Origin of the sequence: Pseudomonas sp. MPFS (assembly GCF_022537035.1) — a bacterium.
Classification (GTDB): Bacteria; Pseudomonadota; Gammaproteobacteria; order Pseudomonadales; family Pseudomonadaceae; genus Aquipseudomonas; species Aquipseudomonas sessilinigenes.
Genome location: NZ_CP066123.1, coordinates 5041006 through 5066540, shown reverse-complemented (window position 1 = coordinate 5066540; position 25535 = coordinate 5041006). Strand labels below are relative to the sequence as shown.

General features: G+C 62.0%; 24 protein-coding genes and 4 tRNA genes. 11 read left to right on the top strand and 17 right to left on the bottom strand.

Going from position 1 to position 25535, the window contains the following annotated elements:
- Positions 1-61: 61 nt before the first annotated feature.
- The 4 genes from I9018_RS23090 to I9018_RS23075 all read left to right on the top strand — a co-directional run bounded on the left by I9018_RS23090 (position 62) and on the right by I9018_RS23075 (position 593).
- Positions 62-137 (top strand) — tRNA-Val (locus I9018_RS23090).
- Between the two features lie 20 nt (positions 138-157).
- A tRNA-Asp gene (locus I9018_RS23085) sits at positions 158-234 on the top strand.
- A 187-nt stretch (positions 235-421) separates the two neighbouring features.
- Positions 422-497 (top strand) — tRNA-Val (locus I9018_RS23080).
- Between the two features lie 19 nt (positions 498-516).
- A tRNA-Asp gene (locus I9018_RS23075) sits at positions 517-593 on the top strand.
- Positions 594-732: 139 nt separating this feature from the next.
- Here I9018_RS23075 and I9018_RS23070 read toward each other — a convergent pair.
- A complete protein-coding gene (locus I9018_RS23070; protein WP_241107592.1) occupies positions 733-1899 on the bottom strand; it encodes a catalase family protein in 1167 nt (388 codons plus the stop codon).
- The gene (locus I9018_RS23065) at positions 1896-3704 is read right to left on the bottom strand and encodes a di-heme-cytochrome C peroxidase (protein WP_164487342.1); all 1809 of its coding nucleotides are present in this window, start codon (positions 3702-3704) and stop codon (positions 1896-1898) included. Before I9018_RS23065 ends, I9018_RS23070 begins: the two co-directional genes overlap by 4 nt.
- A 267-nt stretch (positions 3705-3971) precedes the next feature.
- Here I9018_RS23065 and I9018_RS23060 point away from each other — a divergent pair, with 267 nt between their 5' ends.
- From I9018_RS23060 to I9018_RS23040, 5 genes are all read left to right on the top strand, one after another.
- Positions 3972-4694 (top strand): FKBP-type peptidyl-prolyl cis-trans isomerase, encoded by a 723-nt coding sequence (locus I9018_RS23060; protein WP_068587427.1) that lies wholly within the window; start codon positions 3972-3974, stop codon positions 4692-4694.
- Positions 4695-4986: 292 nt separating this feature from the next.
- Positions 4987-5451: a DUF1232 domain-containing protein gene (locus I9018_RS23055; RefSeq protein WP_068587423.1), complete on the top strand. Its 465-nt coding sequence runs from the start codon at positions 4987-4989 to the stop codon at positions 5449-5451.
- Positions 5452-5558: 107 nt separating this feature from the next.
- Entirely contained in the window at positions 5559-5900 is a 342-nt protein-coding gene (locus I9018_RS23050) for a helix-turn-helix transcriptional regulator (RefSeq protein ID WP_068587571.1), read from the top strand.
- Entirely contained in the window at positions 5897-6268 is a 372-nt protein-coding gene (locus I9018_RS23045) for a hypothetical protein (RefSeq protein ID WP_003179080.1), read from the top strand. The genes I9018_RS23050 and I9018_RS23045 overlap by 4 nt, the downstream gene beginning before the upstream one ends.
- The gene (locus tag I9018_RS23040; protein ID WP_241107591.1) at positions 6269-6667 is read left to right on the top strand and encodes a sel1 repeat family protein; all 399 of its coding nucleotides are present in this window, start codon (positions 6269-6271) and stop codon (positions 6665-6667) included.
- Here the strand turns inward: I9018_RS23040 and I9018_RS23035 are convergent.
- Together I9018_RS23035 and I9018_RS23030 are read right to left on the bottom strand one after the other, a co-directional pair.
- Positions 6636-8444 (bottom strand): bifunctional diguanylate cyclase/phosphodiesterase, encoded by a 1809-nt coding sequence (locus tag I9018_RS23035; protein ID WP_241107590.1) that lies wholly within the window; start codon positions 8442-8444, stop codon positions 6636-6638. The genes I9018_RS23040 and I9018_RS23035 overlap by 32 nt on opposite strands.
- Positions 8445-8565: 121 nt before the next feature.
- Positions 8566-10650, bottom strand: a complete 2085-nt coding sequence (locus I9018_RS23030) for a carboxy terminal-processing peptidase (RefSeq protein WP_241107589.1) — start codon at positions 10648-10650, stop codon at positions 8566-8568.
- 139 nt (positions 10651-10789) lie between these two features.
- On the opposite strand from I9018_RS23030, the gene I9018_RS23025 reads away from it, so the two are divergent.
- Complete coding sequence (locus I9018_RS23025) at positions 10790-11752, top strand: NAD(P)H-quinone oxidoreductase (RefSeq protein ID WP_241107588.1); 963 nt, start codon at positions 10790-10792, stop codon at positions 11750-11752.
- Positions 11753-11795: 43 nt separating this feature from the next.
- Here the strand turns inward: I9018_RS23025 and I9018_RS23020 are convergent, their stop codons facing one another.
- The 6 genes from I9018_RS23020 to I9018_RS22995 form a co-directional block, all read right to left on the bottom strand.
- A complete protein-coding gene (locus tag I9018_RS23020) occupies positions 11796-12449 on the bottom strand; it encodes an HAD family hydrolase (protein ID WP_068587413.1) in 654 nt (217 codons plus the stop codon).
- Between the two features lie 120 nt (positions 12450-12569).
- A complete protein-coding gene (locus I9018_RS23015; RefSeq protein ID WP_124348285.1) occupies positions 12570-13559 on the bottom strand; it encodes an ABC transporter ATP-binding protein in 990 nt (329 codons plus the stop codon).
- The gene (locus I9018_RS23010; RefSeq protein ID WP_241107587.1) at positions 13556-14356 is read right to left on the bottom strand and encodes an ABC transporter permease; all 801 of its coding nucleotides are present in this window, start codon (positions 14354-14356) and stop codon (positions 13556-13558) included. The genes I9018_RS23015 and I9018_RS23010 overlap by 4 nt, the downstream gene beginning before the upstream one ends.
- The gene (locus I9018_RS23005) at positions 14343-15188 is read right to left on the bottom strand and encodes an ABC transporter permease subunit (protein ID WP_068587407.1); all 846 of its coding nucleotides are present in this window, start codon (positions 15186-15188) and stop codon (positions 14343-14345) included. Before I9018_RS23005 ends, I9018_RS23010 begins: the two co-directional genes overlap by 14 nt.
- Entirely contained in the window at positions 15185-15991 is an 807-nt protein-coding gene (locus tag I9018_RS23000; RefSeq protein ID WP_241107586.1) for an alkaline phosphatase family protein, read from the bottom strand. The genes I9018_RS23005 and I9018_RS23000 overlap by 4 nt, the downstream gene beginning before the upstream one ends.
- A gap of 128 nt (positions 15992-16119) precedes the next feature.
- Entirely contained in the window at positions 16120-17187 is a 1068-nt protein-coding gene (locus I9018_RS22995) for an ABC transporter substrate-binding protein (protein ID WP_124348282.1), read from the bottom strand.
- Positions 17188-17550: 363 nt separating this feature from the next.
- Here I9018_RS22995 and I9018_RS22990 point away from each other — a divergent pair, with 363 nt between their 5' ends.
- On the top strand, positions 17551-18264 hold the full coding sequence (locus tag I9018_RS22990; RefSeq protein WP_068587402.1) for a UTRA domain-containing protein: 714 nt from the start codon (positions 17551-17553) through the stop codon (positions 18262-18264).
- Between the two features lie 37 nt (positions 18265-18301).
- On the opposite strand, the gene I9018_RS22985 is transcribed toward I9018_RS22990, so the two are convergent.
- From I9018_RS22985 to minD, 7 genes are all read right to left on the bottom strand, one after another.
- Complete coding sequence (locus tag I9018_RS22985) at positions 18302-19648, bottom strand: amidohydrolase (protein ID WP_241107585.1); 1347 nt, start codon at positions 19646-19648, stop codon at positions 18302-18304.
- A 125-nt stretch (positions 19649-19773) separates the two neighbouring features.
- A complete protein-coding gene (locus tag I9018_RS22980) occupies positions 19774-21933 on the bottom strand; it encodes a mechanosensitive ion channel domain-containing protein (protein WP_241107584.1) in 2160 nt (719 codons plus the stop codon).
- Positions 21934-22013: 80 nt separating this feature from the next.
- Positions 22014-22190, bottom strand: a complete 177-nt coding sequence (locus tag I9018_RS22975) for a hypothetical protein (protein ID WP_164487340.1) — start codon at positions 22188-22190, stop codon at positions 22014-22016.
- Positions 22191-22339: 149 nt separating this feature from the next.
- On the bottom strand, positions 22340-23629 hold the full coding sequence (locus tag I9018_RS22970) for a M18 family aminopeptidase (RefSeq protein WP_068587399.1): 1290 nt from the start codon (positions 23627-23629) through the stop codon (positions 22340-22342).
- Positions 23630-23740: 111 nt separating this feature from the next.
- Positions 23741-24376 carry an RluA family pseudouridine synthase gene (locus I9018_RS22965; protein ID WP_068587398.1) on the bottom strand — a complete coding sequence of 212 codons (636 nt, stop codon included), beginning with the start codon at positions 24374-24376 and terminating at the stop codon, positions 23741-23743.
- 90 nt (positions 24377-24466) lie between these two features.
- Positions 24467-24721, bottom strand: coding sequence for a cell division topological specificity factor MinE (gene minE, locus I9018_RS22960; protein WP_068587395.1), 255 nt, complete (start codon positions 24719-24721; stop codon positions 24467-24469).
- Positions 24721-25533 carry a septum site-determining protein MinD gene (minD, locus tag I9018_RS22955; protein WP_058433395.1) on the bottom strand — a complete coding sequence of 271 codons (813 nt, stop codon included), beginning with the start codon at positions 25531-25533 and terminating at the stop codon, positions 24721-24723. The genes minE and minD overlap by 1 nt, the downstream gene beginning before the upstream one ends.
- Between the last annotated feature and the right edge of the window lie 2 nt (positions 25534-25535).

The window sequence follows — 25535 nt, the reverse complement described above, 5'->3', positions numbered from 1 at the left end:
ATAAAAAGTGCTTGCCAGAGTGGGGACTGCTCCGTAGAATGCGCGCCACACCGAACGAGAAGGGTGATTAGCTCAGCCGGGAGAGCGTCTGCCTTACAAGCAGAATGTCGGCGGTTCGATCCCGTCATCACCCACCATTCGTTTGATTGTGTTACGCGCAGCGGTAGTTCAGTCGGTTAGAATACCGGCCTGTCACGCCGGGGGTCGCGGGTTCGAGTCCCGTCCGCTGCGCCATATTAGGTAACCTGGAACACTGAACGCCAGGTCACCACAAAAAGCCCGCTAGCGCGGGCTTTTTGCTGTAAGAGGTTTTGCGGGTTGTGCGGCAAATCATGGAAATTCAGATTTTTTGATAAAAATATCAATTAAATCAACACTTTAAGAATTTCTGTGGCATAATGCGCCCCGCAACGAAGGTAAAGGGTGATTAGCTCAGCTGGGAGAGCGTCTGCCTTACAAGCAGAATGTCGGCGGTTCGATCCCGTCATCACCCACCACTTACTTTCAACGCTACGCGCAGCGGTAGTTCAGTCGGTTAGAATACCGGCCTGTCACGCCGGGGGTCGCGGGTTCGAGTCCCGTCCGCTGCGCCATATTCGGTAGCCTGGAACACTGAACGCCAGGTCACCACGAAAAGCCCGCTTAATGCGGGCTTTTTTATTGCCTGCATTTTAGCCAGGCACTCATTGATGAAAAAAGCGGCCCTGAGGCCGCTTTTTTCATTTTGAGCCGTTACTCGGCGTTCCGGCTGCGCCGGTAGTCACTGACGGCTTCGTACACCGACTTGCGCAGGCGATTGATGCCGCCGATGGGGCGATGAGCTTCAAGGCCGAACCAGGGATTGAACGACTGGTTATCACAGGCCAGGTTCTGTGCCGGGGTGTCGAAATCCTGAGGAGGAATCGTTACCCGGGCCACGGTTTCAAAGGGAGCGTCGCTTTCCTTCCATTCGATGCTGGTGTCTTCGATCGGCATGAAGCGCTTGGGGTCCTGGCGCTGGATCTGCAGGACAAAGCAAGCCGGGACTCGATCGCTGGATAGTTGCTGGACCAGCGCGCTGCGCAGGAAGTTGGGCAGATCCTGGTTCTGCAGTGGCAGGCTGTAGGCCGGGCAGCTACCAGGGTCCGGCATGACCCGGAACTTGGCATTGGCCTTGCCGAACTTGTAGGGCGAAACCGAAAAGTAGGTAGTCTGGGTCGGGCTGCTTGGCGCCGGTGACAGGGTCGCCAGGGCAATAAACAGGTGGCGGACTTGCCAGCTGCGCGGGTCCCAGTGAGGGAAGAATGCCCCGACTTTCTTGCCGTCGGCCTGAGCGGTGAAGTTCTGTTGGTACTCGGCCACATCGCTGACGAAGAAGTTCGGATGATTGAACATCACGAAGTCCTGTTCACGCCTGTCCGATTCCGCGGGCATCAGTTGCTGGCCGGGAACCTCCAGCAGCTTGATCGCCATGCCGCGAGCATCACGAATGCTGTCGAACTGTGGGTAGGCGTTGCCGTTGGACAGGCGCACGATGGCCTGCCAGGTTTGCCCTGGATTGGCGAACACCCCTTGGCGCAGCTCCGGACTCAACTCACGCAGAACCTGGACTTCGGCCTTTACACAACCGTGAGCCTTGGCATGGGCGTCGCGCAGGTAGCGAGTCCCCGCACGATGCTGGTCGACGATACGCACCGCCGTTTGAATGATGTCCTGGGTGCGGGCTGCCTCATCGGCGGGAACCTGCTCCTGTACCGAGACCGGTCCGCGATGTTGCCAGGCGAACCAGGCTGTCGCCAGGGCCCAGCCCAGTAATCCGATGCCGACCAGCAGCAATAGCCCCTTGCCCAGCAAAGCGCCCAGGCGCAGCCACAGCCTGCCCAGCAGGGACGGTCGTTTTCTGGCGAGATCGAGTTTCATGGCAGTTGGGACTCCAGTGGCCCGCCCAGTACTTTCAGGTACTCCAGCAGTGCCCAGCGCTCTTCGGGTTGCAACAAGGGGCCGATGACACCGTTACCACGCTGGCCGGCGCGGAATTCGTGGCCACTGTTATGGTTGCCGCTGGTGCGGGTGTCGAACTCAAAGCCGTTCTTGAAGGCTTCCAGGCGATAGCCCAGGTGCTTGGGGTCGTACTCGAAGGTACCGCGATAAAAGGTGGTAGAGCGTTCCGATTGCGGCGATAGCAGTTGATAGAGGTTGGGCACCGAACCGTTATGCAGGTAGGGCGGGGTCGCCCAGACCCCGGCCAGCGGGCGTGCCTTGTAGGCGCGCAACTCACGTACGCCGATCGGCAGGCCGTAGCCATCCAGTCGCGAACGCTCTTCGGGCGTGACCTTGGCGTCGCGGTAGGCGCGCTCCTCGACGAATGCGGTGATATAGGCCAATCCTTTGGCGGCCGACATTTGCCGCAGGTCCAGCGGTTCGCTCGGTGCCGGATGCAGTTCGACGTTGGACTTGGCCAGCTCGGCGGTATCCCATTGCAGGGCGCTCAAGTCATAGCGCAGGTCGGCGATGTTGCTGGCCGAGTTCGGGTCGGTGCCGATCACCGCAACCGGGAGCATCTTCAATTGCTGGACCGGGCGGCCGTTGCTCTCGCTGACCGCAGGAACATGGCAGCCGCTGCAATGGGTGGCGAACAAGGTACGGCCCTTGGCGGCCAGCGGCTTGTCGATGTTGCCCAGCAGGGCTTCCGGCCAGGTGGGGGGCTTGAGGCGTTGCAGGGTCTCTTCGATATGGTTGAGGTCGCGTACTCGCACGCTGGAAGGATAGCGAGCCTCGCCGGTCAGCGGCTGGCCGGCGGCATCGAACAGGTTCAGGGTCGCCCCCACGCCCAGGGCCTCGCCGATATTGCGGGCCATGGGTTGCTGTGCCGAGCCGTTCCACTGGACCCAGTCGAAGGTCCAGATATCCCACAGTTGGGGGTAGTCCACCGGGGCGTTGGCCACTCGGTAATTGGTAGGTGAGATCGCGTCGCCGAAGCTGGCGTTGGCGATGCGGCCAAAAGCGTCGGTGCGACCGGGGCCTTCTTCCGTGGGATACAGGCCGCGATGGGTGTCGTTCCAGGCGACCCGCAGGAACGTGTCCAGGGATTCCTTGAAGTCCTTGCGCAGTTGTTCATGGTGCAGGTCATAGCCTGTACCCAGGACCTTGCGGGCGAAGCGCTCGAATTTCCAGGGGTTGTAGTAAGTCGCGGCTAGGCTGGCAACAAGCGCCTGGCCAAAACTGCCGCCGCGCAAGGTCGGTACGCTGGAGGGCAGCACGTGCTGCGCCGAGCCGCCATCGATCCGCAAGGCCTGGTGATTGAAGCGCAGCTCGCCGGTATGGCAGGCCGAGCAGGTGATATCGAGGTACTGTTCCTGGCTGCCCGGGTTCTGGTGTCGGGCGAAGCCCACTGGCAGGTTGCCTGGGTTTTGCGCCGTGGCTTTTTGTCCCGGCTCCACCAGGAAGCCGAAGCGGGCCAGGTATTCAGGGGTGGCGAAGGCGTGCTCGGAGAACGGCAGCTCCAGGGCGACGAACCAGTCATAGCGCAGGCCTTTGACCTGGGTGCCCTGGGGGGTGAAATAGTAGGTTTGGCGATCCTTGTCATCCCACTGGTCCAGGTAGTGCACCTGTTCGGCGGGAACGTAGTCGGGAAGTTTCGGGTTGGCGGTGTAGTACAGCACTACAGCCAGGGTGATGCCGATCAGCAGGATAATCAGCAGTAATGCACGGTAGATGAGGCGCAAGATGTACGTCCTTGTCGAATTTCGTTTCCTTATGCCTGAGTGAATCTTGTGCGGCAAGTAGCCATTACTTGCGCTATGGTTATTCGCGCTTTTTTGAGTACCTCGTGATTGGACCGAGCGAGGTGTAACCCAGACCATGAAATGCGTTTGCAGACGTGAACTTATCAGCTATTTGCTGCTCCTATGCCGGTAGCCATTGGTCGTGGCGGCCTGATAAGCTCGCGGCTTTATTCGATTGCCCTTTAGGCGCATGAACAAGGAAATAGCATGAAACAGCATCGGTTGGCGGCGGCGGTGGCCCTGGTTAGCCTGGTACTTGCCGGTTGTGATTCGCAGACCAGCGTAGAGCTGAAAACCCCGGCGCAGAAAGCTTCCTACGGCATCGGCCTGAACATGGGCAAGAGCTTGGCCCAGGAAGGCATGGATGACCTGGATTCCAAAGCGGTAGCCCAGGGCATTGAAGATGCCATCGGCAAGAAAGAACAGAAGCTGAAGGACGAAGACCTGATCGAAGCCTTCGCCGCGCTGCAAAAGCGTGCTGAAGAGCGTATGGCCAAGATCAGCGAAGAGTCGGCCGCTGCTGGCAAGAAATTCCTCGAGGAAAACGGTAAGAAGGCAGGTGTGACCACCACCGCTTCCGGCCTGCAGTATGAAGTCCTGAAGAAGGCCGACGGCCCACAGCCCAAGCCAACTGACGTGGTGACCGTGCACTACACCGGCACCCTGACCAACGGCACCGTCTTCGACAGCTCCGTAGATCGTGGCAGCCCGATAGACCTGCCGGTCAGTGGAGTGATTCCAGGTTGGGTCGAAGGCCTGCAACTGATGCACGTGGGTGAGAAGTACAAGCTGTACATCCCAAGCGACCTGGCCTATGGCGCCCAGAGCCCAAGCCCGTCGATTCCAGCCAACTCGGTACTGGTTTTCGAGCTGGAGCTGCTGGGTATCAAGGATCCAGCCAAGCAGGACAAGCAGGACGCCGCCAAGTAACCTGTTTCAGCGCCTGAAGCAACGCCCCGTTCCTACGGGGCGTTGTCGTTTCTGTGGGGTGGTACTGGTAAAAAAGCTCGAACTGGCGGCATTGTCCGCAGTCTGATCAGGGAACTGGGGTAGCTAGTCGTTGAGGGCTGCCAAGTCAATGAAATTATGGGTTTTTTTATGTGAGTAAAAAACGCCCGATCTGAGTCAAACCCTTGTGAAACGGGGCTTTCAGCCTCTAAATATGGCTCTGTTCACAAGGTTATCCACAATTTGTGTGGATAACATTTCACTGGGAGTGAACATGAAGACGCCCTGGAACTTTGCCCGCTTCCTGCCTTTGGCCGCTCGACTCTTGAGTCGTGGTCGCCTGCCGACCCTGCTCTTCGCTGTGGCGAGCAAGGGGGCCTTCCAGGGCCAGCGCCTGGGCAAGGTCAAGGACGACCTGCGCCTGCTGCAAGCGTTGTGCCTGGCCTACTGGCGAGGCGAGTACCGCGCGATCAGCCCGAAAGCATTGTTGTCGGTAGTGGCGGGGCTGATGTATTTCCTCAGTCCGCTGGATGCCATTCCCGATTTCCTGCCGTTGTTCGGCATGCTCGATGATATTGCCGTACTGGCTTGGCTGATGAAGACCCTGGGTGATGAGCTCGACGCCTTTCGTGCCTGGCGCAACCGCCAGGCACCGGAGCGATTGGTGGTGCTCGAAAGGCTGCCGGACACCCCGGAGCAATTGCAACTGGAGGGGCCAGGAAAAAATCCAGGCATTTGAACCATTGCCTGATGACAATCATGCTCCCCGCGACCGCTGCCGCTGATAGGATTACACTTAAAAGGAAAAGTCCGACTCGTTAAGTGTCGTTGTCCTACGGGGTAGTAATGGATATCCAGATTATTGAACGCGATGGCGAACCCGAATATGCGGTTCTGCCGTGGGCTCAGTATCAAGCTTTACTGGCAGCCGCAGGTCTCACCGAACAAGCGCCACAGACTGCCGACGTTGCTCAGGCAGCAGCATCGACCCGGAGCCTTCCGGGTCTGGATCAGCTACGTAATCTTCGCGAAGGGAAGGGCATCGCCATTGAGGCGTTGGCTCGCAAAGTAGGCATCAGCCCGTCTTACCTGGCCCTGATTGAAAGCGGCGAGCGTCAACCCGACGCTGCGATCCGCCGCAGCCTGGCCTGGGAGTTGACGGTGCCGGGGTGGAGGGATCAACCGTGAGTGTAAGGATCAGTCGTCAGCACTGGGATGGGCTGTTGGGTGAGTTGGATCAAGCCCGGCGTCAGCGGCATCTCTTAACCTATCGCGCGTTACTGGAGCGCTTGCAATTGCCCAGCCCGGCCATGCAGACACTGACGGCCGCGCTGGAGCACCTGGCCGCGTTGGATGCGCGGGCCGAGCAGCCGTTGCGCAGCTCCCTGGTCATCAGTCAGGGGGCCAGTCGCTTGCCGCGCACGGGTTTCTTCGAGTGCGTGGAGCGCCTGGGGCGTTTTTCCGGGCCTTCCGACGGCGTTGCCGCGGCGTCCTGGCATGCCTCGGAGGTGGTGCGAGTGTTCGAGTACGAGTATCCCGAATCTGCGGAGGCCTGAATGTTCTTGCGACTCAAGGCGCGGCTTGGCTACTGGCTCGCGCGTCGACTGTTCCGTTGGCCCTGGTTTATCCGTCAGCCTCGCAGCTGGCGCTGGATGGAAGGGCAGTATGCACGCATGGCCAATCTTGGCGATGTGGGTGCGCAAAGTTTCTATGGGCACATCCTGACCTTCCGGGGGCAAGGGCTTGGTGCGCGGGAGGAAGGCATCCGCCTGCTACGTCTGGCGGCACTGTCCGGTGATGGCAAGTCAGCCTATCAGCTGGGCGTCATCAGTCTTGCCGGCTCGGCCAGCAAGGCCCCCGATGCCGCCGAGGCGGCCCGTTGGTGGAAGCTTTCGGCCCAGGCAGGGCATCCTCTGGCAAGCCTCAAGCTTGAGCAACTGAATCTGCAGCATTGAGGATTGTGCTTCTCGGGCCAGCCAATGCTTCCAGGCTGTCGATCACATGCACGCTATAGCCTCGTACGTTCTTGGCATGGTGCTTGGCCTGTGAGGCCAATTCGGCCAGCTGGCTGGAGTCCAACTGGCCACAGGCCTGCGGGTACAAGTGGACCACGCCGATGGACAGTGATAGCAAGTGAAACTCCTGGCGGACTCCCTGGCGATTGGGCGCCACGAAGCAACCGGCCTCCAGATGCTCGCTGCGATAGAAGCGCCGAGATTGGCTATGGAAATCGTCCAGTAGCTGGTTGAGTCGCTTGCGCCAGTCTTCCGGTCCCAGTACCAGCAGGAAGTCATCCCCACCGATATGCCCGACGAAATCGCGGCTGGGGTCCACCCGGTCATTCAGGCACTGGGCCAGGCATAGCAACACCTCGTCGCCACGACCATAGCCATAGATATCGTTGAAGGGCTTGAAGCTGTCGATGTCCACATAACAGATCACCGACTCCCGTCCCTGCTGCAGCAAGCGGGTCAGGCACTGCTGGATCGGTACGTTGCCCGGTAGCAGCGTCAGCGGGTTGGCGTAGCGTGCCTGCTGGATCTTCAACTCGGTGATCAGCTTGAGCACATCGATCACTCGTCCCAGCCCCAGGTAGTGGCCATTGAGGGTGATGATGAAGTCCTCCTCGATACGCTGCCGGGCGCGACTGGTGATCAGGCGACTGACTTGTTGCAGGGATTGAGTCAGTTCAACGGCGAGAAAGTCGTCGTTCATCAGCCGGCTGATGGGCTTGCGGGCGAACAGGTCGGTAGCGAAGGGCTTGAGCAGCGCATCGGAAAGCGAATGTCGATGGACGATCCCGCAGGGCTGGCCGTGTTCGTCGAGAACCGCCAGGGAGTTGAGGTTGGCTTGCCGGCGGAAGGCCTCCAGCACATGGGCCGTAGGGGTATCGCGTGCTACCGCAGGTTGCTCGTTGAGCAGGGCGCTGAGGTCGCTGCCTTCATCGCTCAGGGTCACGCTGGTGCTGTCGTGCTTGGGCATCATTGCCCGGGCATCGCGTAGCGGTTGCTCCTGGGGGCGGCAGAGCAGGTAGCCCTGGACCAGGTCGACGCCCATTTCAGTCAGTACCGCAAGTTCCTCGACCAGTTCGATACCTTCGGCGATCACTTTGGCTCGGGAGGCCTTGGCTATCTGCAGGATCGAGCCGACGAACTCGCGCTTGAGGGCGTCCTGGTGGATTCCGTCGATGAAGTGCCGGTCGATCTTGACGTAATCCGGCCGCAACTCCGACCACAGGCGCAAGCTGGAGTAGCCGGCACCCAGGTCATCCAGGGCAATGGAAAAACCCATGTCACGATAGTGATGCAGAGCATTTTGCAGCAGTTGGAAATCGTCGATGGGGGTCTGCTCAGTGAGTTCGATCACCACCTGGCTGGGTGGAATACCGAAGTCTTGAAGCAGTTGCAGGGTGCGTCCGGGTTGATGAGCCGCTTCCAGCAGGGATTCGGGGGAAACGTTGAGGAACAGCTTGCCCGGGAGCACCTGTTCGCTGAAGCGTTTGCAGGCGCTTTGTCGACAGGCGATCTCCAGTTCGCTCAGGCGCCCGGCCTGGCGGGCCACGGCGAACAGGGCGACGGGGGAGTGCAAAGGGCTGTTGGAGGGGCCACGGCTCAAGGCCTCGTAGCCGAGGATACGGCGTTCCGAAAGGGAAATGATCGGTTGGAACAGGCTGTGCAAACCGCTTTGAGCCAGGATTGAACTCAATGCACTGAGCTGTTCGGTCGTGGTCATGGCGATCTCTGTCGATAAAAAAAGGACCGGGCGCACATGGCTCCCGGTCCTTTATTTCACGACAGAATGATGACTGTTTAATGACGTTCCGAGGAGCGTTCGAATTAAATTGCCATCATCCTCAGTGCTTGGCCACCGAGGTGTTGAGCTTCAGGTAGTCCAGCAGGATACGCCCGGTCTCGCTCAAGTAGGCATCGTCTTCCGGCTTGGTCTTGTCCGGCTCGGCGGCTGCCACGGCGTCCTCGTCCTCTTTCTTCAGCTCCTTGAGCGGCTCCTCGCCCTTGGCCTTGCGGCGGGTATTTTCCAGGTCCAGTTGCTTGGCTTCGATATCGGCATGTTGTGCACGACGGTCGGCTTCGTTGAGGCTCACGGTTTTTTCCGCCATCAGCTTCTGGGCCAGGGCCAGTTTGTCGCGGATGAACACGAACTCCGGATCTTTCGCCGAGCGGGTTTCATGCTCGGCCTTGAGCTGGGCCAGGAACGGCTTGAACGGGTCCATCGCCGGCTTGATGGCTGGACGGATGGTGTCCCACGGCATCGCTTCAGGCAGGGCGCTTTCGCCGATTTCCTTGGTATCGATGATCGATGGGTAGCCAATGTCCGGCAGCACGCCCTGATGCTGGGTGCTCTGGCCGGAAACCCGGTAGAACTTGGCCAGGGTCAGCTTCAACTCGCCATGATTGAGCGGTTGGATCGTCTGGACCGTGCCTTTGCCGAAGGTCTGGCCGCCGATGATCAACGCACGATGGTAGTCCTGCATGGCGCCAGCGAAGATCTCCGAGGCCGAGGCCGAGAGGCGGTTGACCAGCAGGGCCATCGGGCCTTTGTAGAAGGCACCTGGGTTCTCGTCTTCCAGCACGTCTACCCGGCCGTCGGCGTTGCGCACCAGTACGGTGGGGCCCTTGTCGATGAACAGGCTGGTCAGCTCGGTGGCTTCCTGCAGGGAGCCACCGCCGTTGTTGCGCAGGTCGATGACCACGCCGTCGACCTTTTCCTTCTGCAGTTCGGTCAGCAGCTTCTTCACATCGCGGGTGGTGCTCTTGTAGTCCGGATCGCCAGCGCGGAAGGCCTTGAAGTCGAGGTAGAAGGCCGGGATCTCGATCACCCCGAGCTTGTAGTCCTTGCCGTCCTGCTTGAGGTTGAGGACCGACTTCTTCACCGCCTGGTCTTCGAGTTTCACCGCTTCGCGCACGATGGGCACGATCTTGCTGGTCTGGTCGTTCGGTGCATTGCTGGCCGGGATCACCTCGAGGCGCACCAGGGTGCCCTTGGGACCGCGGATCAGCTTGACCACTTCGTCCAGGCGCCAGCCCACCACGTCGACCATTTCCTTGTTGCCCTGGGCGACGCCGATGATCTTGTCCGCAGGAGCTACCTGCTTGGTCTTGTCCGCCGGGCCGGCCGGTACCAGGCGCACGACCTTGACCTGGTCGTTGTCGCTCTGCAGTACCGCGCCAATGCCTTCCAGCGACAGGCTCATGTTGATGTCGAAGTTCTCCGCATTATCCGGTGACAGATAGTTGGTATGCGGGTCGTAGGACATGGCGAAGGTGTTGATGTAGGCCTGGAAGATATCCTCGGCCCGGGTCTGGTCCAGGCGCGCCAGCTGGTTCTTGTAGCGCTTGGTCAGGGTTTCCTGGATCTGCTTGGGCTCCTTGCCGGCGATCTTCATCCGCAGCACTTCATCCTTGACGCGCTTGCGCCACAGGTCGTCGAGTTCGGCGGTGGTCTTGAGCCAAGGTGCGTCCTTGCGATCGATCAGCAAGGTTTCCTTGGTGGTGAAGTCGATCTTGTCCACGCCCTTGTTGAGCTCTGCCAGGGCAAAGTCCAGGCGGGACTTGACCCGGTCCAGGTAGCGTTTGTAGATGGTGAACCCGGCGTTCAGGTCGCCGCTCTTGAGGAAGTCATCGAACTGGGTCTTCCACTTGTCGAATTCCGCGATATCGCTGGCCAGGAAGTAGCTGCGCGAGGGGTCCAGCAATTTCAGGTAGCTGTCGTAGATGATCACCGAGCGAGCATCGTCCAGCGGCGGCTTGCTGTAGTGATGGCGCTTGAGCAGTTCTACGACGTTGAGGCTGGCAATTACCTCATCGCGATCGGGCTGAAGATTGTCCCAGCTGTTGGCTGCGAACGTAGTGGCCGACATCGGCAGCAGGCCGAAACCAATGAAGAGAGCGAGGGCGGTGCTGGGGAACAGATGCTTCATGCTGATTCGACGTGGGGGCAATTGATCACGCATATTAGGCCGTCTTTGAAGTCGCCGGTTCCATTAAGGCCGGTCGCATAATGCAAAAAGCCCGGCGCGAGAAGCTCCGGGCTCAGTCCAGACTCACTATGGAGGCACTGTGAAAGCATTGCAAGGCGTTGAAGGTCATGTGGCGTGGGTTGAAGAGCCAAGTCCAGCCTGTGATGTAGGGCAGGTTCGCATTCGTGTGGCGGCTGCGGGCCTGAATCGGGCCGACCTGTTGCAGCGTGCGGGGCTCTATCCGCCGCCGCCGGGCGCCAGTCATGTATTGGGCCTGGAGTGCTCAGGGGTGATCAGTGAAGTCGGCCCGGGTTCGTCCTGGAAAGTCGGTGATCGGGTCTGTGCGCTCCTGGCCGGTGGTGGCATGGCCGAGGAAGTGGTGGTCGATGCGCGCCATGTGCTGCCGGTGCCCGAAGGGTTGTCGCTGGTCGAGGCTGCGGCCTTGCCGGAAGTCTACGCCACGGCCTGGTTGAACCTGTTCCAGTTGGCCGCGCTCAAGCCCGGTGAGAAGGTGCTGCTGCACGCCGGGGCCAGCGGTGTCGGTTCGGCGGCGATCCAGCTATGCAAGGCGTTCGGCAGCCCGTGCTGGGTCAGTGTCGGCTCGGCCGAGCGCCTGGCCTATTGCGAGGATCTGGGGGCCCAGGGTGGCGTGGTGCGCACCGAAGGTGTAGAGGCGCTGCGCGATTTCGGGCCGTTCGATGTGATCCTCGACCCAGTAGGGGCCAGCTATGCGGCCAATAATCTCAAGCTCCTGGCCCTCGATGGGCGCTGGGTCCTGATCGGCCTGATGGGCGGCCGCGAGGCCCAATTGGACCTGGCCAAGGTGCTGGCCAAGCGCATCCAGCTGCTGGGCTCTACCTTGCGCAGCCGCAGCGATCAGTTCAAGGCCGACCTGCTGAGCGACCTGGGGCAGAACGTCTGGCCCCTGTTCAGCGATGGGCGACTGAGTCCGCAACTGGCCATGACCTTCCCGATCCAGGATGCCGAGCTGGCCTTCGCCGAACTGGCCACCAACCAGGTATCAGGCAAGCTGGTACTGGTGATCGACCCCGCGTTGGCCTAGCCACCAGGGGAACGGGCCGTGGCCTGTTCCCCTGGCAGTCCGGTCATTTCCAATGGTGGATCGGCCAGCCGGCCTGCTGTGCATGTTCGCGCAGCACCGGGTCTGGATTGACCACCTGGGGATGCGCTACCCGCAGCAGCAAAGGCAGGTCGTTGCGTGAGTCCGAATAGAAGCTCGCACCTTCCAGGCTCTCTTTTTCGGCCTCCAGCCATTGCAGCAGGCGAGTGATCTTGCCTTCGCGATAGGTCAGGGTGCCCACGGTGTTGCCGGTATAGACGCCGTTACGTACCTCCAGCTCGATCCCCAGTACTTCGTCGATGCCCAGGCGCTGGGCTATGGGTTTCACCAGGTGGGTGCCCGAGGCCGAGATCACCAGGATCCGGTCACCCGCCTGGCGATGGGCGGCCAGGGTCTTGCAGGCATCGCTGAAGATGATCGGCTCGATCACGTCCTCGACCCAGGGCTCCACCAGATGCGCCACTTCCTCCGGGCTGCGTCCGGCCATGGGTTCGAGGCTGAAGGCCATGAACTCTTCCATGGCCAGCTTGCCGTGGCTGTAGGCGTCCATCAGTTCGTTGTTGCGTCGCATGAACGACTCGCTGTCGACCCAACCCAGGCGCCCCATCTGCTCGCTCCAGAGGGTGGCGCAGTCGCCGTGGATCAGGGTTTCGTCCAGATCAAAAATTGCCAGGGCCATCAGTGCAGTTCTCTCCGAGAACAGCTTCAAGCTATAAGCTTCAAGCTGCAAGAATTGGATTTAGGTGCTTAGCGGTCTATCTATAACTTGAAGCTCGCAGCTTGAAGCTTGTCGCTGCCGTCAAGCTACCTCACACAGGGCGCTCGGATCGATGGATAACGCCAGGCGCTGGCCATCGGCGTGCAAGTCGGCGGCCGAACGGTTGAGCACATCCACCACCAGTTCCACGCCACGGGCCTCGACTCGATAGCGGATGACGTTGCCCAGCAGGCTATGACCACGGATCAGCGCGTCCGGCTGGCCATCCTTGCGCAGCTCGATGGCCTCGGGGCGGATGGCGATGCGACCGCTGATGGGGCGTTGCAGGAGCTTGCTGGCGCTCTCGGCGTCCAGCAGGTTGTAGTTGCCGATGAAGCCGGCGGCAAATTCGTCCACTGGAGCGGTATAGAGCGTCTCGGCGTCGCCGCTCTGGACGATCTGGCCCTGGTTCATCAGGAAGATCCGGTCCGACAGGGTCAGCGCTTCTTCCTGGTCATGGGTGACGAAGATGGTGGTCAGGCCCAGTTCCCGCTGGATATTGCGGATTTGTTCGCGCAGGTGCTTGCGGATCCGCGCGTCCAGGGCCGACAACGGCTCGTCCAGCAACAGCAGGCGTGGCCGGGTTACCAGGGAGCGAGCCAGGGCTACGCGCTGGCATTGGCCGCCGGACAGCTGGTGCGGGTAACGGCTGGCGAAGTCCTTGAGCTCCACCAGTTGCAAGGCTTCGCTGACCCGCTTGTGGCTGTCGTCGGCGTTGACCTTCTGCATGCGCAGGCCGAAGGCGACGTTCTGTTCCACGGTCATGTTGGGAAACAGTGCATAGCTCTGGAACACCATGCCGATCCCGCGTTTCTGCGGGCTCAGGGGCACGATGTCCTGGCCGTCGACCAGGATCTTGCCGCTGTCGACCGGGGTCAGGCCGGCGATGCAGCGCAGCAGGGTGGACTTGCCGCAGCCGGAGGGGCCCAGCAGGGTGACGAACTCGCCCTTGTGGATCTGGCAGTTGATATCGCTGAACACCGTGGTGCCCGCGTAATGCTTTTGCAGGTGTTGCACGTCGACGAAGCTCATTGGCTCTTGTCCCTGTTCAGGATGTTGGCGGCCCAGGTCAGGACCAGCACGAAGAAGAAGTAGGAGATCACCAGGGCACTGGTGAAGTGGCCGCTGCTGTTGCGCATGTTGTTCAGGTACACCTGCAGGGTTTCGTAGCGGGTGCCCACCAGGATGTTGGCGAACACGAACTCGCCGAACAGGAACGAGAAGGACAGCAGCAGCGCCACCATCAGACCCTTGCGCAGGTTCGGCAGGACCACCAGCAGGGCCGCCTGCCAGGTGCTGGCGCCCAGGAGTTGGGCGGCGTCCATCAGGTCCCGCAGGTTGATCGCCTGCAGGTTGTTGGTGATGGCCCGGTACATGAACGGCAGGGCCACGGTGAAGTAACAGCCGATCAGGATCCACGGCGTGCCGACCATGGCCAGGGGGCCTGAGCCGTACAGCTGCAACAGGCCCACCGAGGACACCACCGGCGGTACTGCGAAGGGCAGCAGGATCAGGATGTTCATCAGCGCATCGAGCTTGGGAAAGTGGTAGTGCACCACGAACAGCAGCGGCAGGATCAGCACCACCGACAAAACCAGAGCGCCAACGCAGACCAGCAGCGACTGGCCGAAGGCCGCGAGAAAGCGCGGGTCGCTCCACAACTGCAGGTACCACTTGAAGGTGAAGCCGCTGGGCAGGATGGTCGCCGACCAGCTGCTGGCGATGGAGTAGACGAAGGTCCCCAACAGCGGCAACAGCAGGATGGCGAACAGTAGCCAGACCACGAACCGGTGGTAGAGGGCGGCGGAGCTGGATTCAGCGCGAGACATGGTAGCTCCTCTTCAGCAGCAGCTGATGGACGATGGTCACCAGGGTCATCAGCGCCACCAGCACCACCGCCAGGGCGCTGGCCATGTTCGGATCCAGGGAGATGTCCCCGGAGACCATGGCCGCGATGCGGATCGGCAGGACGTTGAAGTTGCCGGTGGTCAGGGCGTAGACCGTGGCATAGGCGCCCAGGGCATTGGCCAGCAGGATCACGAAGGTACCCAGCAACGCCGGGGTCAGCACCGGCAGGCCGATATGCCGCCAGAATTGCCAGCCGCTGGCGCCCAACAGGGCGGCGGATTCGCGCCAGTCTTCACGCAGGGCGTCGAAAGCCGGGTACAGCAACAGCACCCCCAGGGGTATCTGGAAGTAGGTGTAGAGGATGATCAAGCCGGTCTTGGAGTACAGGTTGAAGTCCTGGATGATCCCCGACTGCTTGAGCATGATGGTGATGGCGCCGTTGAAGCCCAGCAGGATGATGAAGGCGAAGGCCAGGGGCACGCCGGCGAAGTTGCTGGTCATGTTGGCGAAGGCATTGACGAAGTTGCGCAGCCTGGAGTCGACCCGGCGCAGCGAGTAGCTACCCAGCACGGCGATGATGATGCCGAACACGCTGGACCAGAAGCTGATCTCCAGGCTGTACTGGATCGCCTGCAGGTAGAACTTCGAGCTGAAGATCTTGTTGAAGTTGGCCAGGCCCCAGCCGAACTCCTCGGACTGCAGGCTGTTGATCAGCACCCACGCCAGCGGGGCCAGTTGGAACACGATGAAGAACAGGGCGAAAGGCACCAGGCACAAGGCCGCCAGCCATTTGCCACGGGTCACTGAATTCACTTCAACAGCTCCCGGCAGAAGGGTTTGTCGTGGGGTACGCCGAGCAGTTGGCAAAGGGTGCCGCACAGTTCGGTCTGCTTCGGTGTGGCCCCGGGATCGAGGCTGAAGGCCTCGCCGATGACGAACAGCGGCACCTCCCGTTCCTCCGGCAGCAGGCCATTGTGCGAACGATCGGCGTTCATGCCGTGGTCGGCGGTCACCAGCACCTGGTAGCCGGCGTCGAGCCAGCCTTGCAGGTAGTCGGCCAGGATGATGTCGGCCGAACGCGCACTGTTGCGGTACTGGGCGCTGTCCAGGCCGTGCTTGTGGCCGGCGTCGTCGATGTTCATCGGGTGCACCAGCAACAGATTGGGAGCGTGGCGCAGGCGCAGGTCCTCGGCATCGGCGAACAGGTGGGAGTCGGGGTAGTGGTCGTTCCAGTAGAAGTGGCCGTACTGGATCGGCAACTCAGGGTCGGCGGTGTGCCGGTCCCGGGCCGCATTGAATGGCGTGCGGTTGTACAGCTCGCTGATCCAGTGGTAGGCGGCAGCGGCGGTGGCCAGGCCGGCGGCGCGGGCGTAATGGAACAGGCTGCGCTGGGTGGACAGGCGCGAGACCTGGTTGTGCACGATGCCGCTGTCGATCGGCGGCACGCCGGTGAGGATGCATTCGTACAGCGGGCGGGACAGTGCCGGAAGCTCGCATTCCAGTTGGTACAGCGCTGCGCGTCCTGCGCCGACGTAGGCTTGAAGATGTCCCATGGCGTGACGGGCGACCTGGTGATTGAGGCCGTCGAGCACGACAAGGATGACGTTGTGTGACATGGGGCAAGGGCTCCGCAAGACCGAACAATCTCGTAGGAGCGCAGCTTGCCCGCGATGGTGTCGCTGCGATTTCAAGATAGACCGCAGCGCCTGGATCGCGGGCAAGCCTCGCCCCTACGGATGCAGCATTACTGCATGTTGATGATCACTTCTTCCTGCCACTTCTGCGGCAGGGCCTTGGAGGTCTTCTCCCAGGCTTCGGCATCCTTGATCGGCGTCACGTGCTTGTACTGCTCGTTGGGCAGCAGGTTGGCCTTGACGTCCGCCGGCAGGTTGACGTGTTCGGCGCGGATCGGGCGGGCATTGCCCCGAGCCAGGTTGACCTGCCCGGCGTCGCTGAAGATGTACTCGCGGGTCAGCTTGGCCGCATTCGGGTGCTTGGCGTACTTGTTGATGATGGTGGTGTAGCCGGAGATCACCGAGCCGTCGGACGGGATCAGCACTTCGTAGTCGTCCTTGTTGACCATCTTGTTGCGGTAGCTCAGGCCGTTGAAGTCCCAGACCACGCCGACTTCCACTTCACCCTTCTCCATGGTAGCGATGGTCGGGTTGGCCAGGGACAGGCGCCCCTGCTTGGCGATCTCGGCGAACATCAGCAGCGCCGGCTGGATGTTCTTCTCGTCGCCCCCCTTGGCGATGGCGGCGGCCAGGACGCCGTTGGCAGCCTGGGCGGCGGTGCTCACGTCACCGATGGATACCTTGTACTTGCCCTTTTCCAGGTCGGCCCAGCTCTTGGGTGCTTCGGAACCGTGCAGCAGCTTCTTGTTGATGATGAAGGCGATGGTGCCGGTGTAGGCCAGGGCCCAGTTGCCGTCCTTGTCCTTGGCCCAGTCCGGGACCTGCGCCCAGGTGCTTGGCTTGTAGGGCTGGACCACGCCCTGCTTGACGGCGATCGGGCCGAACGCGGCGCCAACGTCGCCGATATCGGCGCTGGCATTGTCTTTCTCGGCGGCGAACTTGGCGATTTCCTGGGCCGAGCTCATGTCGGTGTCGATGTGCTTGAGGCCATAGGTCTTGGCCAGGTCTTCCCAGGTGCCTTTCCAGTTGGCCCAGTCATCGGGCATGCCGACGCTGTTGACGGCGCCTTCCGCCTTTGCAGCGGCTTCCAGGGTTTTCAAATCGTTGTCAGCGGCCATGGCGGCGGTGCACATGGCGATGGTCGAACCTAACAGTGATGCCAGGAAAAGCTGTTTCATCCGAAGCTCCTTTGGGCGTGTTCCACGCTGCGTTGTGATCGACAGTCTTGCGGTGGGTTGGTCTAGGTCAGCAATACCTGAGCCAATCTAAGCCTGTTGGATGACACTTTTATGTCGATGCCTGCTGCGAACGCCTGGAACCAGGCGCAGGCTCGACACTGCGAACTAAGCGTAGACCATGGCAAAACTCCCGTTTTCAAAGGCCCTGGCGGGGAAATTGCAGCCCCGGCACTAGGCCGTTCGGCAGCTTTGTCACATATCAGTCATCTGCGTTGCCTAGGCTTTGCACTCAGGAGCAGGAGGCCGCCCGGGTCGCTGCCAGGCACTGGAACAGTGCTGGTCTAGTCCAGATAGGTAACGTTGATGCGTATAGAGGCAACCAAGGCGGTGACAGCCATCGGCCAGGTGCTGCAAGAACAGATTGCCCATGGCTTGCTGGCGCCGGGGAGCAAGCTGCCGGCCGAGCGCAAGCTCAGCGAATTGTTCGCCACTACCCGGATCACCGTGCGTGAGGCTTTGCTGCAACTGGAGGCCCAGGGGCAGATCTACCGAGAGGAGCGCCGGGGCTGGTTCGTTTCGCCGCCGCGCCTGGCCTACAACCTGATGCAGCGCAGCCACTTCCACGCCATGGTCAGCGCCCAGGGCCGGGTGCCGTCCACCGAGGTGATTTCTGCGCGCTTGCAACCGGCGTCGGCAGCGGTCTGCGCCTGGCTGCAACTTCCGGCCTTGTCCAGCGTGATCCAGATCTGCCGGGCGCGACGGATCGACGAGCGTCTGGTGCTGTATGTGGAGCATTACCTGAATCCACAGTACTTCCCGAAGATCCTCGACCTGGACCTGAACCAGTCGATCACCGAGCTGTATGCCCGGCACTACGACCTGCATTACGGGCGGGTGCGTTTCGAGATCGTGCCCACGTCCCTGCAGCCGGAAGCGGCCGCGGCGCTCAAGGTCTCGGTGGGCAGCCCGGGACTGCGCATCGCCCGGGTCAACTACGACCAGCACCAGCGGCTGATCGATTGCGACCTGGAGTTCTGGCGCCACGATGCGATCCACGTCGGCGTGGATGTGGCCTGAGCCCGCTGCACTCGCGCCAGCGGGCTGGTTCGGGAGCTTAGGGCTTGGCCGCGGCGAACAGATAGTCGGTGGTCAAGGACGCCAGGGTCCGCACGCCCACCACCAGTGCCGACTCATCGACAAAGAATCCCGGGTTGTGGTTCGGCGCGGCCTTGGCCATGTCCTGGTCCCGGGGCGTCACGCCGAGGAACACGAACAGCCCCGGCGCCTGCTTGGCATAGAAGGAAAAATCTTCGGCGCCACTCACCAGCGGGCCTTGCACCACATCGTCCTTGGCTGCCCAGCGCAGGCTCGGCAGCATCTTCTGGGTCAGGGCCGGGTCGTTGATGGTCGGGTCGTACTTCTCGATGATGCTCACCTCGGCCTTGGCACCGCCGCTTTCGGCGATCTTCTCCACGGTCTGGCGTACGTCACCGTGCAGTTTCTGGCGAATGCCATAGTCGTAGGAGCGGATGGTGCCGGTCATGTCCACGGATTCGGGAATGATGTTGTAGCGCGTGCCGCCGTTGATGGTGCCAATGCTGACCACCGACGGGTACGACGAAATATCGGTACGGCGACTGACCACGCTCTGCAGCCCGACAATGGCCTGGGCGCCGACGGTGATCGGGTCGATGCCGTCCCAGGGGCGGCCGGCGTGGGTCTGCTTGCCGAGGATGCGGATGCGCAGGTCGTCGGAGCTGGCCAGGGTCGGGCCCGGGCGGTAGGCGATGCGCCCGGCGGGAATCCCGGCCCAGACATGCAGGCCGAACACCGCGTCCGGCTTGGGCGATTGCATCACGCCTTCCTGCACCATCATCTTCGCGCCCCAGATGTTCTTGCCGTCGGGAATGAAATCGCTCGGGCCTTCTTCGGCGGGCTGGAAATAGAACACCACGGTGCCTGGCAGGCGCTCGCGCATGTCACTGAGGACTTTCGCCGTGCTCAGCAAGATTGCCGTGTGGGCGTCGTGGCCGCAGGCGTGCATGACGTCCACTTCCTTGTCCAGGTAGTGCCCCTTGGCCTTGGAGGCGAATGGCAGGTCCGCGACTTCCTTGACCGGCAGTGCGTCCATGTCGGCGCGCAAGGCCACGGTGGGGCCGGGCAGGCCGCCCTTGAGCACCGCCACCACGCCGGTGCGGGCGACGCCTGTGCGCACTTCCAGGCCCAGGGCGCGCAACTGCGTGGCTACCAACTCGGCAGTGCGGTGTTCGGTGTTGCCCAGTTCAGGGTGGGCATGGATATCGCGACGGGTTGCCAGCAGTGCCGGTTCCAGGGCCTTGGCCTGCTCGGCGATGTGTCTGCGGGCCTGGTCCATGGCGCTGTCGTCGGCGGCATGGGCGTAGTGGCCGGACAAGGCCAGAACACTGGCCAGGCAAGCGCTGGCGATGACGGATAGCTGCATGGGGACTCTCTCCTTGATTGTTGTTGTAGTACGGGGCTGCCAGGCCCCTTGGCCGTGCCGTCCTGTCATGGACCGCCCTGCCATGGAGCGCGCAGCCGTATCCGTGCCCAGGCGTGCCGCTCGCCTTACGCCTCGGCCTGGGAGCCGCCACCGGCGGTGACCACCTGGATGCTCATGCGCGGGGTCGCCAGGTCCAGCCCGGCCTCGTCGAGGTGGCGCTTGAGCGACAGGTTGAAGGCCCGGGACACTTCCCACTGCTTGATCGGCGCGGTCTTGAAGCGGGCGCGGAGGATGGCGCTGCCGGATTCGAAGCTCTCCACCCCCTGGATCTCCAGGGGCGACCAGATATTGCGGCGCTGCAGCGGGTCGGTGCGCATCTTCTGGCCGACATCGCGCATCAGCTTGATCGCATCGTCGATCTCCATGTTGTACGGGATCGCCACGCGGAAGATGGCGTAGCCGAACTCCCGGGAGTAGTTCTTGATGCTCTTGATCTCGCTGAACGGGATGGTGTGGACGATACCGTCGATGTCCCGCAGGCGCACGGTGCGGATGGTCAGGCCCTCGACGGTGCCCAGGTGGCCGCCGACATCCACGTAGTCGTCGATGGCCAGGGAGTCCTCGATGATGATGAACAGGCCGGTGATCAGGTCCGCCACCAGCGACTGGGCGCCGAAACCGATGGCCAGGCCGATCACACCGGCACCGGCCAGCAGCGGCGTGACATTCATGCCCATGTTGGCCAGGGCGACGATGGTGGCGATGATGAAGATCGCCACGAACAGCACGTTGCGGATCAACGGCATCATGGTCTGGGCGCGGGCATTGGCCAGGCCCTTGCGCGAGCGGGTCAGCGCGTGGTGCACCGCGGTGTCGCTGAGGATCCAGATCAGCCAGGCGAAGATCAGGGTGCCGCCGAGGCCGAACAGCTTGACGCTGACTTCGTGGCCGTCGCCTTCGGTGAAGCGGATCAGCGACATGCCCCAGACCCGCAAGCCCAGTTCGATGAAGGCCAGCCACACGGCGAGGTGGGCCAGGGTGTAGAAGAACCCCTTGAGCCGCTCGGAATACAGCGCATGGCGCTTGTGCCCGCGGTGGGGGCGCTGGGCATGGCGGCGCACCAGGCCATTGATGACCATGCACAGCACCAGCAGCACGGTACACAGCAGCGACTGGCGCAGGGCGGTGTTGGTGTCGCCGGCGGAGACGAAGGTGGCGAACAGCGAGATGCCCACCAGTACCAGGGCAGGGAGATACCAGAACGTACCGATGATCTCGATGGTATCGCTCAAGGCGCGCCGGGTCAGGCGCCGGGCCAGGGGCTGGTTGCGGATCAGGTGGGCGATCGGCCGCCGGAAGCGCAGGATGAATACCCCGGTGGACAGGGCGGCCATGACGTTGGCGAAGGTCGCGGCAGTATGGGCCAGGTGCTGGCCGAGGCTGGCCACCATGCGCGGGTCGCCCAGGGCCTCGCCGAAGGCGGCGAAGCTGCCGATCCACCATAGCGGGCGAAACGCCTGGCGCCGCAGGATGTACAGGGCGCGATGGCGGTGGGGGCCGTCGAGTACCGAGAACGCCACCACACAGATGGCCGAGAAACAGGTGCCGACCACCAGGGCATAAGCCAGGACCATGGCCAGGTCCTTGCCCAGGGACGAGGGCAGGGAATAGGTCATGTACACGGTGATCAGCAACGCGATCATCCAGGGGCCGAGCTTGCGCAAGGCGAAGCGCAAAAGGTCCCAGGTCTTGGGGTGCTGGGGTAGCTCCTCGGTGAGGCCGAAGCGCAGGCGTACCCGGTGACTGAGCCAGATCAGCGCCGCGGCGAGCAGGCTCCAGACCATGAGGATCAGGGCGAAGGCGAAGATGATCGGCAACCATTGGCTGGCCGGCAGCATCAGCGAGGCCAGTTCCTGCTGGGCCTGTTCGAACTCGTCGGTCCAGCGGGTCAGGGGGCTGTCGGCCCCGGAGAACTGTTTCTCCAGGGTCGACAGGGTGCCGCCGATCAGCCCGAGCACACCCTCCTGCGGGGTGGGCTGGGCTTTTTTCGTGGTGTCTCGCAAGCGCTTCAGGTCTGCCAGCAGCTTGGCTCGTTGCTGGTCGTTCTCAAGGGACTTGATCACCTCGTCCAGGGATTGCCCCAAGGGCTCCTCGGCTTGTGGCTGTGCCTTGCCCTGGTTGCCCAGCAACCCAGGCAGCCCCACGGCCTGGGCGCTGTTCAGGGGCAGGAAGGTCAGCAGGCAGACGAGCGCATAGCAGGGCAGGGCAAAAAGACGAGCGAACACTGGGCGGTCAACCTCGGAGGAATGCAGGATCGACCGAGTGTACGAGGCCGCCAAATTCAATGCGAGGGCGAGTGCCGCATTTATTCCGCGAGCTTGGCCAGGATCTTGTAGACCACGGTGCCAAGGATCAGCAGCATGCCAGTCCACATGCTGAACACGCCGAGGTTCTTGTCGCGGAAATTGAAGCCGATGGCCAGCAGGATCATGCCAGCGAGGATCGGCACGAGCATGGAATGGAATGAAGACATCGAGATCATGGCCGTGGCCTCCTCAGAAGGAATTCTTATAAGTCTAGGTCGTTTTGTCGCGATCCGTGGTGATGTGCATCAGCAACCGGCCGCTCTGCCACCGGTTCCTGGGGTCGAGCCGGCACAGGTGACGTCCCTGTGCGGGCTCGGTTGGCGGCCTACGGCAGCTCTTGGCTGGCGTAGAAGGCGCTCAGCACCTTGACCAGGTGGACCAGGTCATGACTGCCGCACAGCTCGCGGATCGAGTGCATGGCGAAGGTCGGCAGGCCGATGTCCACGGTCCGTACCCCCAGGTGGCTGGCGGTGATCGGGCCGATGGTGGAGCCGCAGCCCATGTCGCTACGGACCACGAAGCTCTGCACCGGCACCTCTTCGGCCATGCACAGGTGACGGAAGAAACCGGCAGTCTCGCTGTTGGTGGCGTAGCGTTGGTTGCTGTTGACCTTGATCACTGGGCCGGCATTGAGCTTGGGGCCGTGATTGGCGTCGTGCTTGTCGGCGTAGTTGGGGTGTACGCCGTGGGCGTTGTCGGCAGAAATCAGCAGCGATTTCTGAATGGTACGCACGAACTCGTCACCTTCGGGCAGCAGGCGGCGCAGGGTCTGCTCGAGCATCGGGCCATCGGCGCCACAGGCCGAGCAGGAGCCGACCTCTTCATGGTCGTTGCACACCAGCACGCAGGTTTCGTCGCTGTCGGCATTGAGCAGGGCTTGCAGCCCGGCGTAGCAGGACAGCAGGTTGTCCAGGCGCGCGCCGGCGATGAAGTCGCCGTGCAGGCCGATCACCGCAGCGCTCTGGGTGTCGTAGAAACTCAATTCGTAATCCAGCACCACGTCGGCGTTCAGGCCGTGTTCGCGGGCCAGTTGGTCGGTCAACACGGCACGAAAGTCCACGCGCTCGTCACCGGCGAACTGGGCCAGGATCGGGGGCAGCTCGTTCTGTGGATTGATCGCCCAGCCCTGGTTGGCTTCACGGTTGAGGTGGATGGCCAGGTTGGGAATGATCGCGATCGGCGCCTTGAAGTCGATCAACTGGCTTTCCACCTTGCCGTCGCGGCGGAAGGTCACCCGGCCTGCCAGGGACAGGTCGCGATCGAACCAGGGGGCCAGCAGCGCCCCGCCATAGACTTCCACGCCCAGTTGCCAGAAACCCTGGCGTTGCAGCTCGGGTTGAGGCTTGACCCGCAGGCACGGGCTGTCGGTATGGGCGCCGACCATGCGAATGCCACCGTGCAGAGGGGAGTGCCGACCCAGCTTGACGGCGACGATGGAGGAATCGTTGCGCGTGACGTAGTAGCGGCCGTTGGCTTCGGTGGTCCACGGTTCGCGCTCATCGAGACGCTGGTAGCCCGCTGCTTCCAGGCGTTGAACAAGGCTGGCAGTGGCATGGAAAGGGGTAGGGGAGGCCTTGAGGAAGTCGATCAGGCCTTGGTTCAACTCTTCGCGCATAAGTAGCTCCAGACAGCAGTGGCGCGAGTTTAACGTATTGATCGGAAAAGTGGCGGCGTGGGCTCTTGGAGGCGTCAGCAGGAGCCGCTGGGGTCTCCTGCTACAAAGGCTTCAGAACGGCGCGGTGCATTCGAAGCGCAAGCGTTCGCCGGTCTGCGGATGGGTGAAAGCGAGCATGCTGGCGTGCAGGCACAGGCGCGGCCAGGCGGCCAGGGCTTGTGGATGCGCGTAGAGGCCATCGCCCAGCAGCGGGTGGCCGATCGACAGCATATGCACGCGCAATTGGTGGGAGCGGCCGGTGATGGGCGTCAGCTCGACCCGGCACCAGTCGCCACAGCGCTCCAGTACGCGCCAGAAGGTCAGGGCGTGCTTGCCCTGTTCGTGGTCCACCACGTGTCGCGGTTTGGTCGGTGGGTCATAGCGCAGGGGCAGGTCGATGCTGCCGCTGTCCAGTTCCGGCTGACCCCAGCACAGGGCGGTATAGGCCTTTTCGGTCTCGCGGTCATGGAACTGCCGGGACAGCTCGCGATGGGTATCCGGATCGCGAGCCAGCAGGATGATCCCTGAAGTTTCCCAGTCCAGTCGATGGACGATGCGGGCCTCGGGATAACCGTTCTCCTGCAAGCGGGTGATCAGGCAATCCTTGTTGTCGTCGGCGCGACCGGGAACCGAAAGCAGCAGGGTCGGTTTGTTGACCACCAGGAGGGCGGCATCCTGATGCAGGATGTGGATGTTGGACAGCGGCATTAAAACAGTCTCGTAACAAACGCCAACGGCGGCACGCCAGCCCCATGTATGCATGAGGCCCGCGAGCCGCCGTGGCTCCAGCCTGGTCGATCAGCGATCAGGCAGGGTGATATTGAGTTCCAGGATCGAGCAACTGCCCTGGTTTTCCAGGGCGACATGCACGTCGTCGGACCCGATATTGACGTACTTGCGGATCACTTCCACCAGTTCCTTCTGCAGGGCAGGCAAGTAATCCGGGGTGCTGCGCTGGCCGCGTTCGTGCGCCACGATGATCTGTAGACGCTCTTTCGCTACCGACGCGGTAGTGACCTTTTTGCTGGCACGAAAGAAGTCAAAAAGATTCATTATCTACCTCCAAACAGGCGCTCGAAGAATCCCTTCTTCTCGACATTCAGGAACCGGTGTTCTTTTTCCTTGCCCAGCAAGCGATCGACGGTGTCGCTGTAGGCCTGGCCGGCATCGCTCTGGTCGTCGAGGATGACAGGGATACCCTGGTTGGAAGCCTTGAGCACTGCCTGGGACTCCGGGATCACGCCCAGCAGGCGAACGGCGAGGATTTCCTTGACGTCTTCGACGCCAAGCATCTCGCCTTTTTCGACTCGCTCCGGGTGATAGCGGGTGATCAGCAGGTGTTCCTGGATCGGATCTTCGCCTTTCTCGGCCCGGCGGGACTTGCTGGCCAGCAGGCCCAGCATGCGGTCGGAGTCGCGAACCGAAGACACTTCCGGGTTGGTCACGACAATCGCTTCGTCGGCGAAGTACATCGCCAGGTGAGCGCCTTTCTCGATGCCGGCCGGAGAGTCGCAGACCACGAAATCGAAGGTCTCCTTGAGCTCCATCAGGACTTTTTCCACGCCTTCCTGGGTCAGCGCGTCTTTGTCGCGGGTCTGGCTGGCGGCCAGTACATAGAGGTTTTCCAGGCGCTTGTCTTTGATCAGCGCCTGCTGCAGGTTGGCCTCGCCATTCACCACGTTGACGAAGTCATACACCACGCGACGCTCGCAGCCCATGATCAGGTCGAGGTTACGCAGGCCGACGTCGAAGTCGACGATGACAGTCTTGTGGCCACGCAGAGCGAGGCCGGTACCGATAGCGGCGCTGGTGGTGGTTTTACCCACACCACCCTTGCCGGATGTAACAACGAGAATCTTGGCCAAGG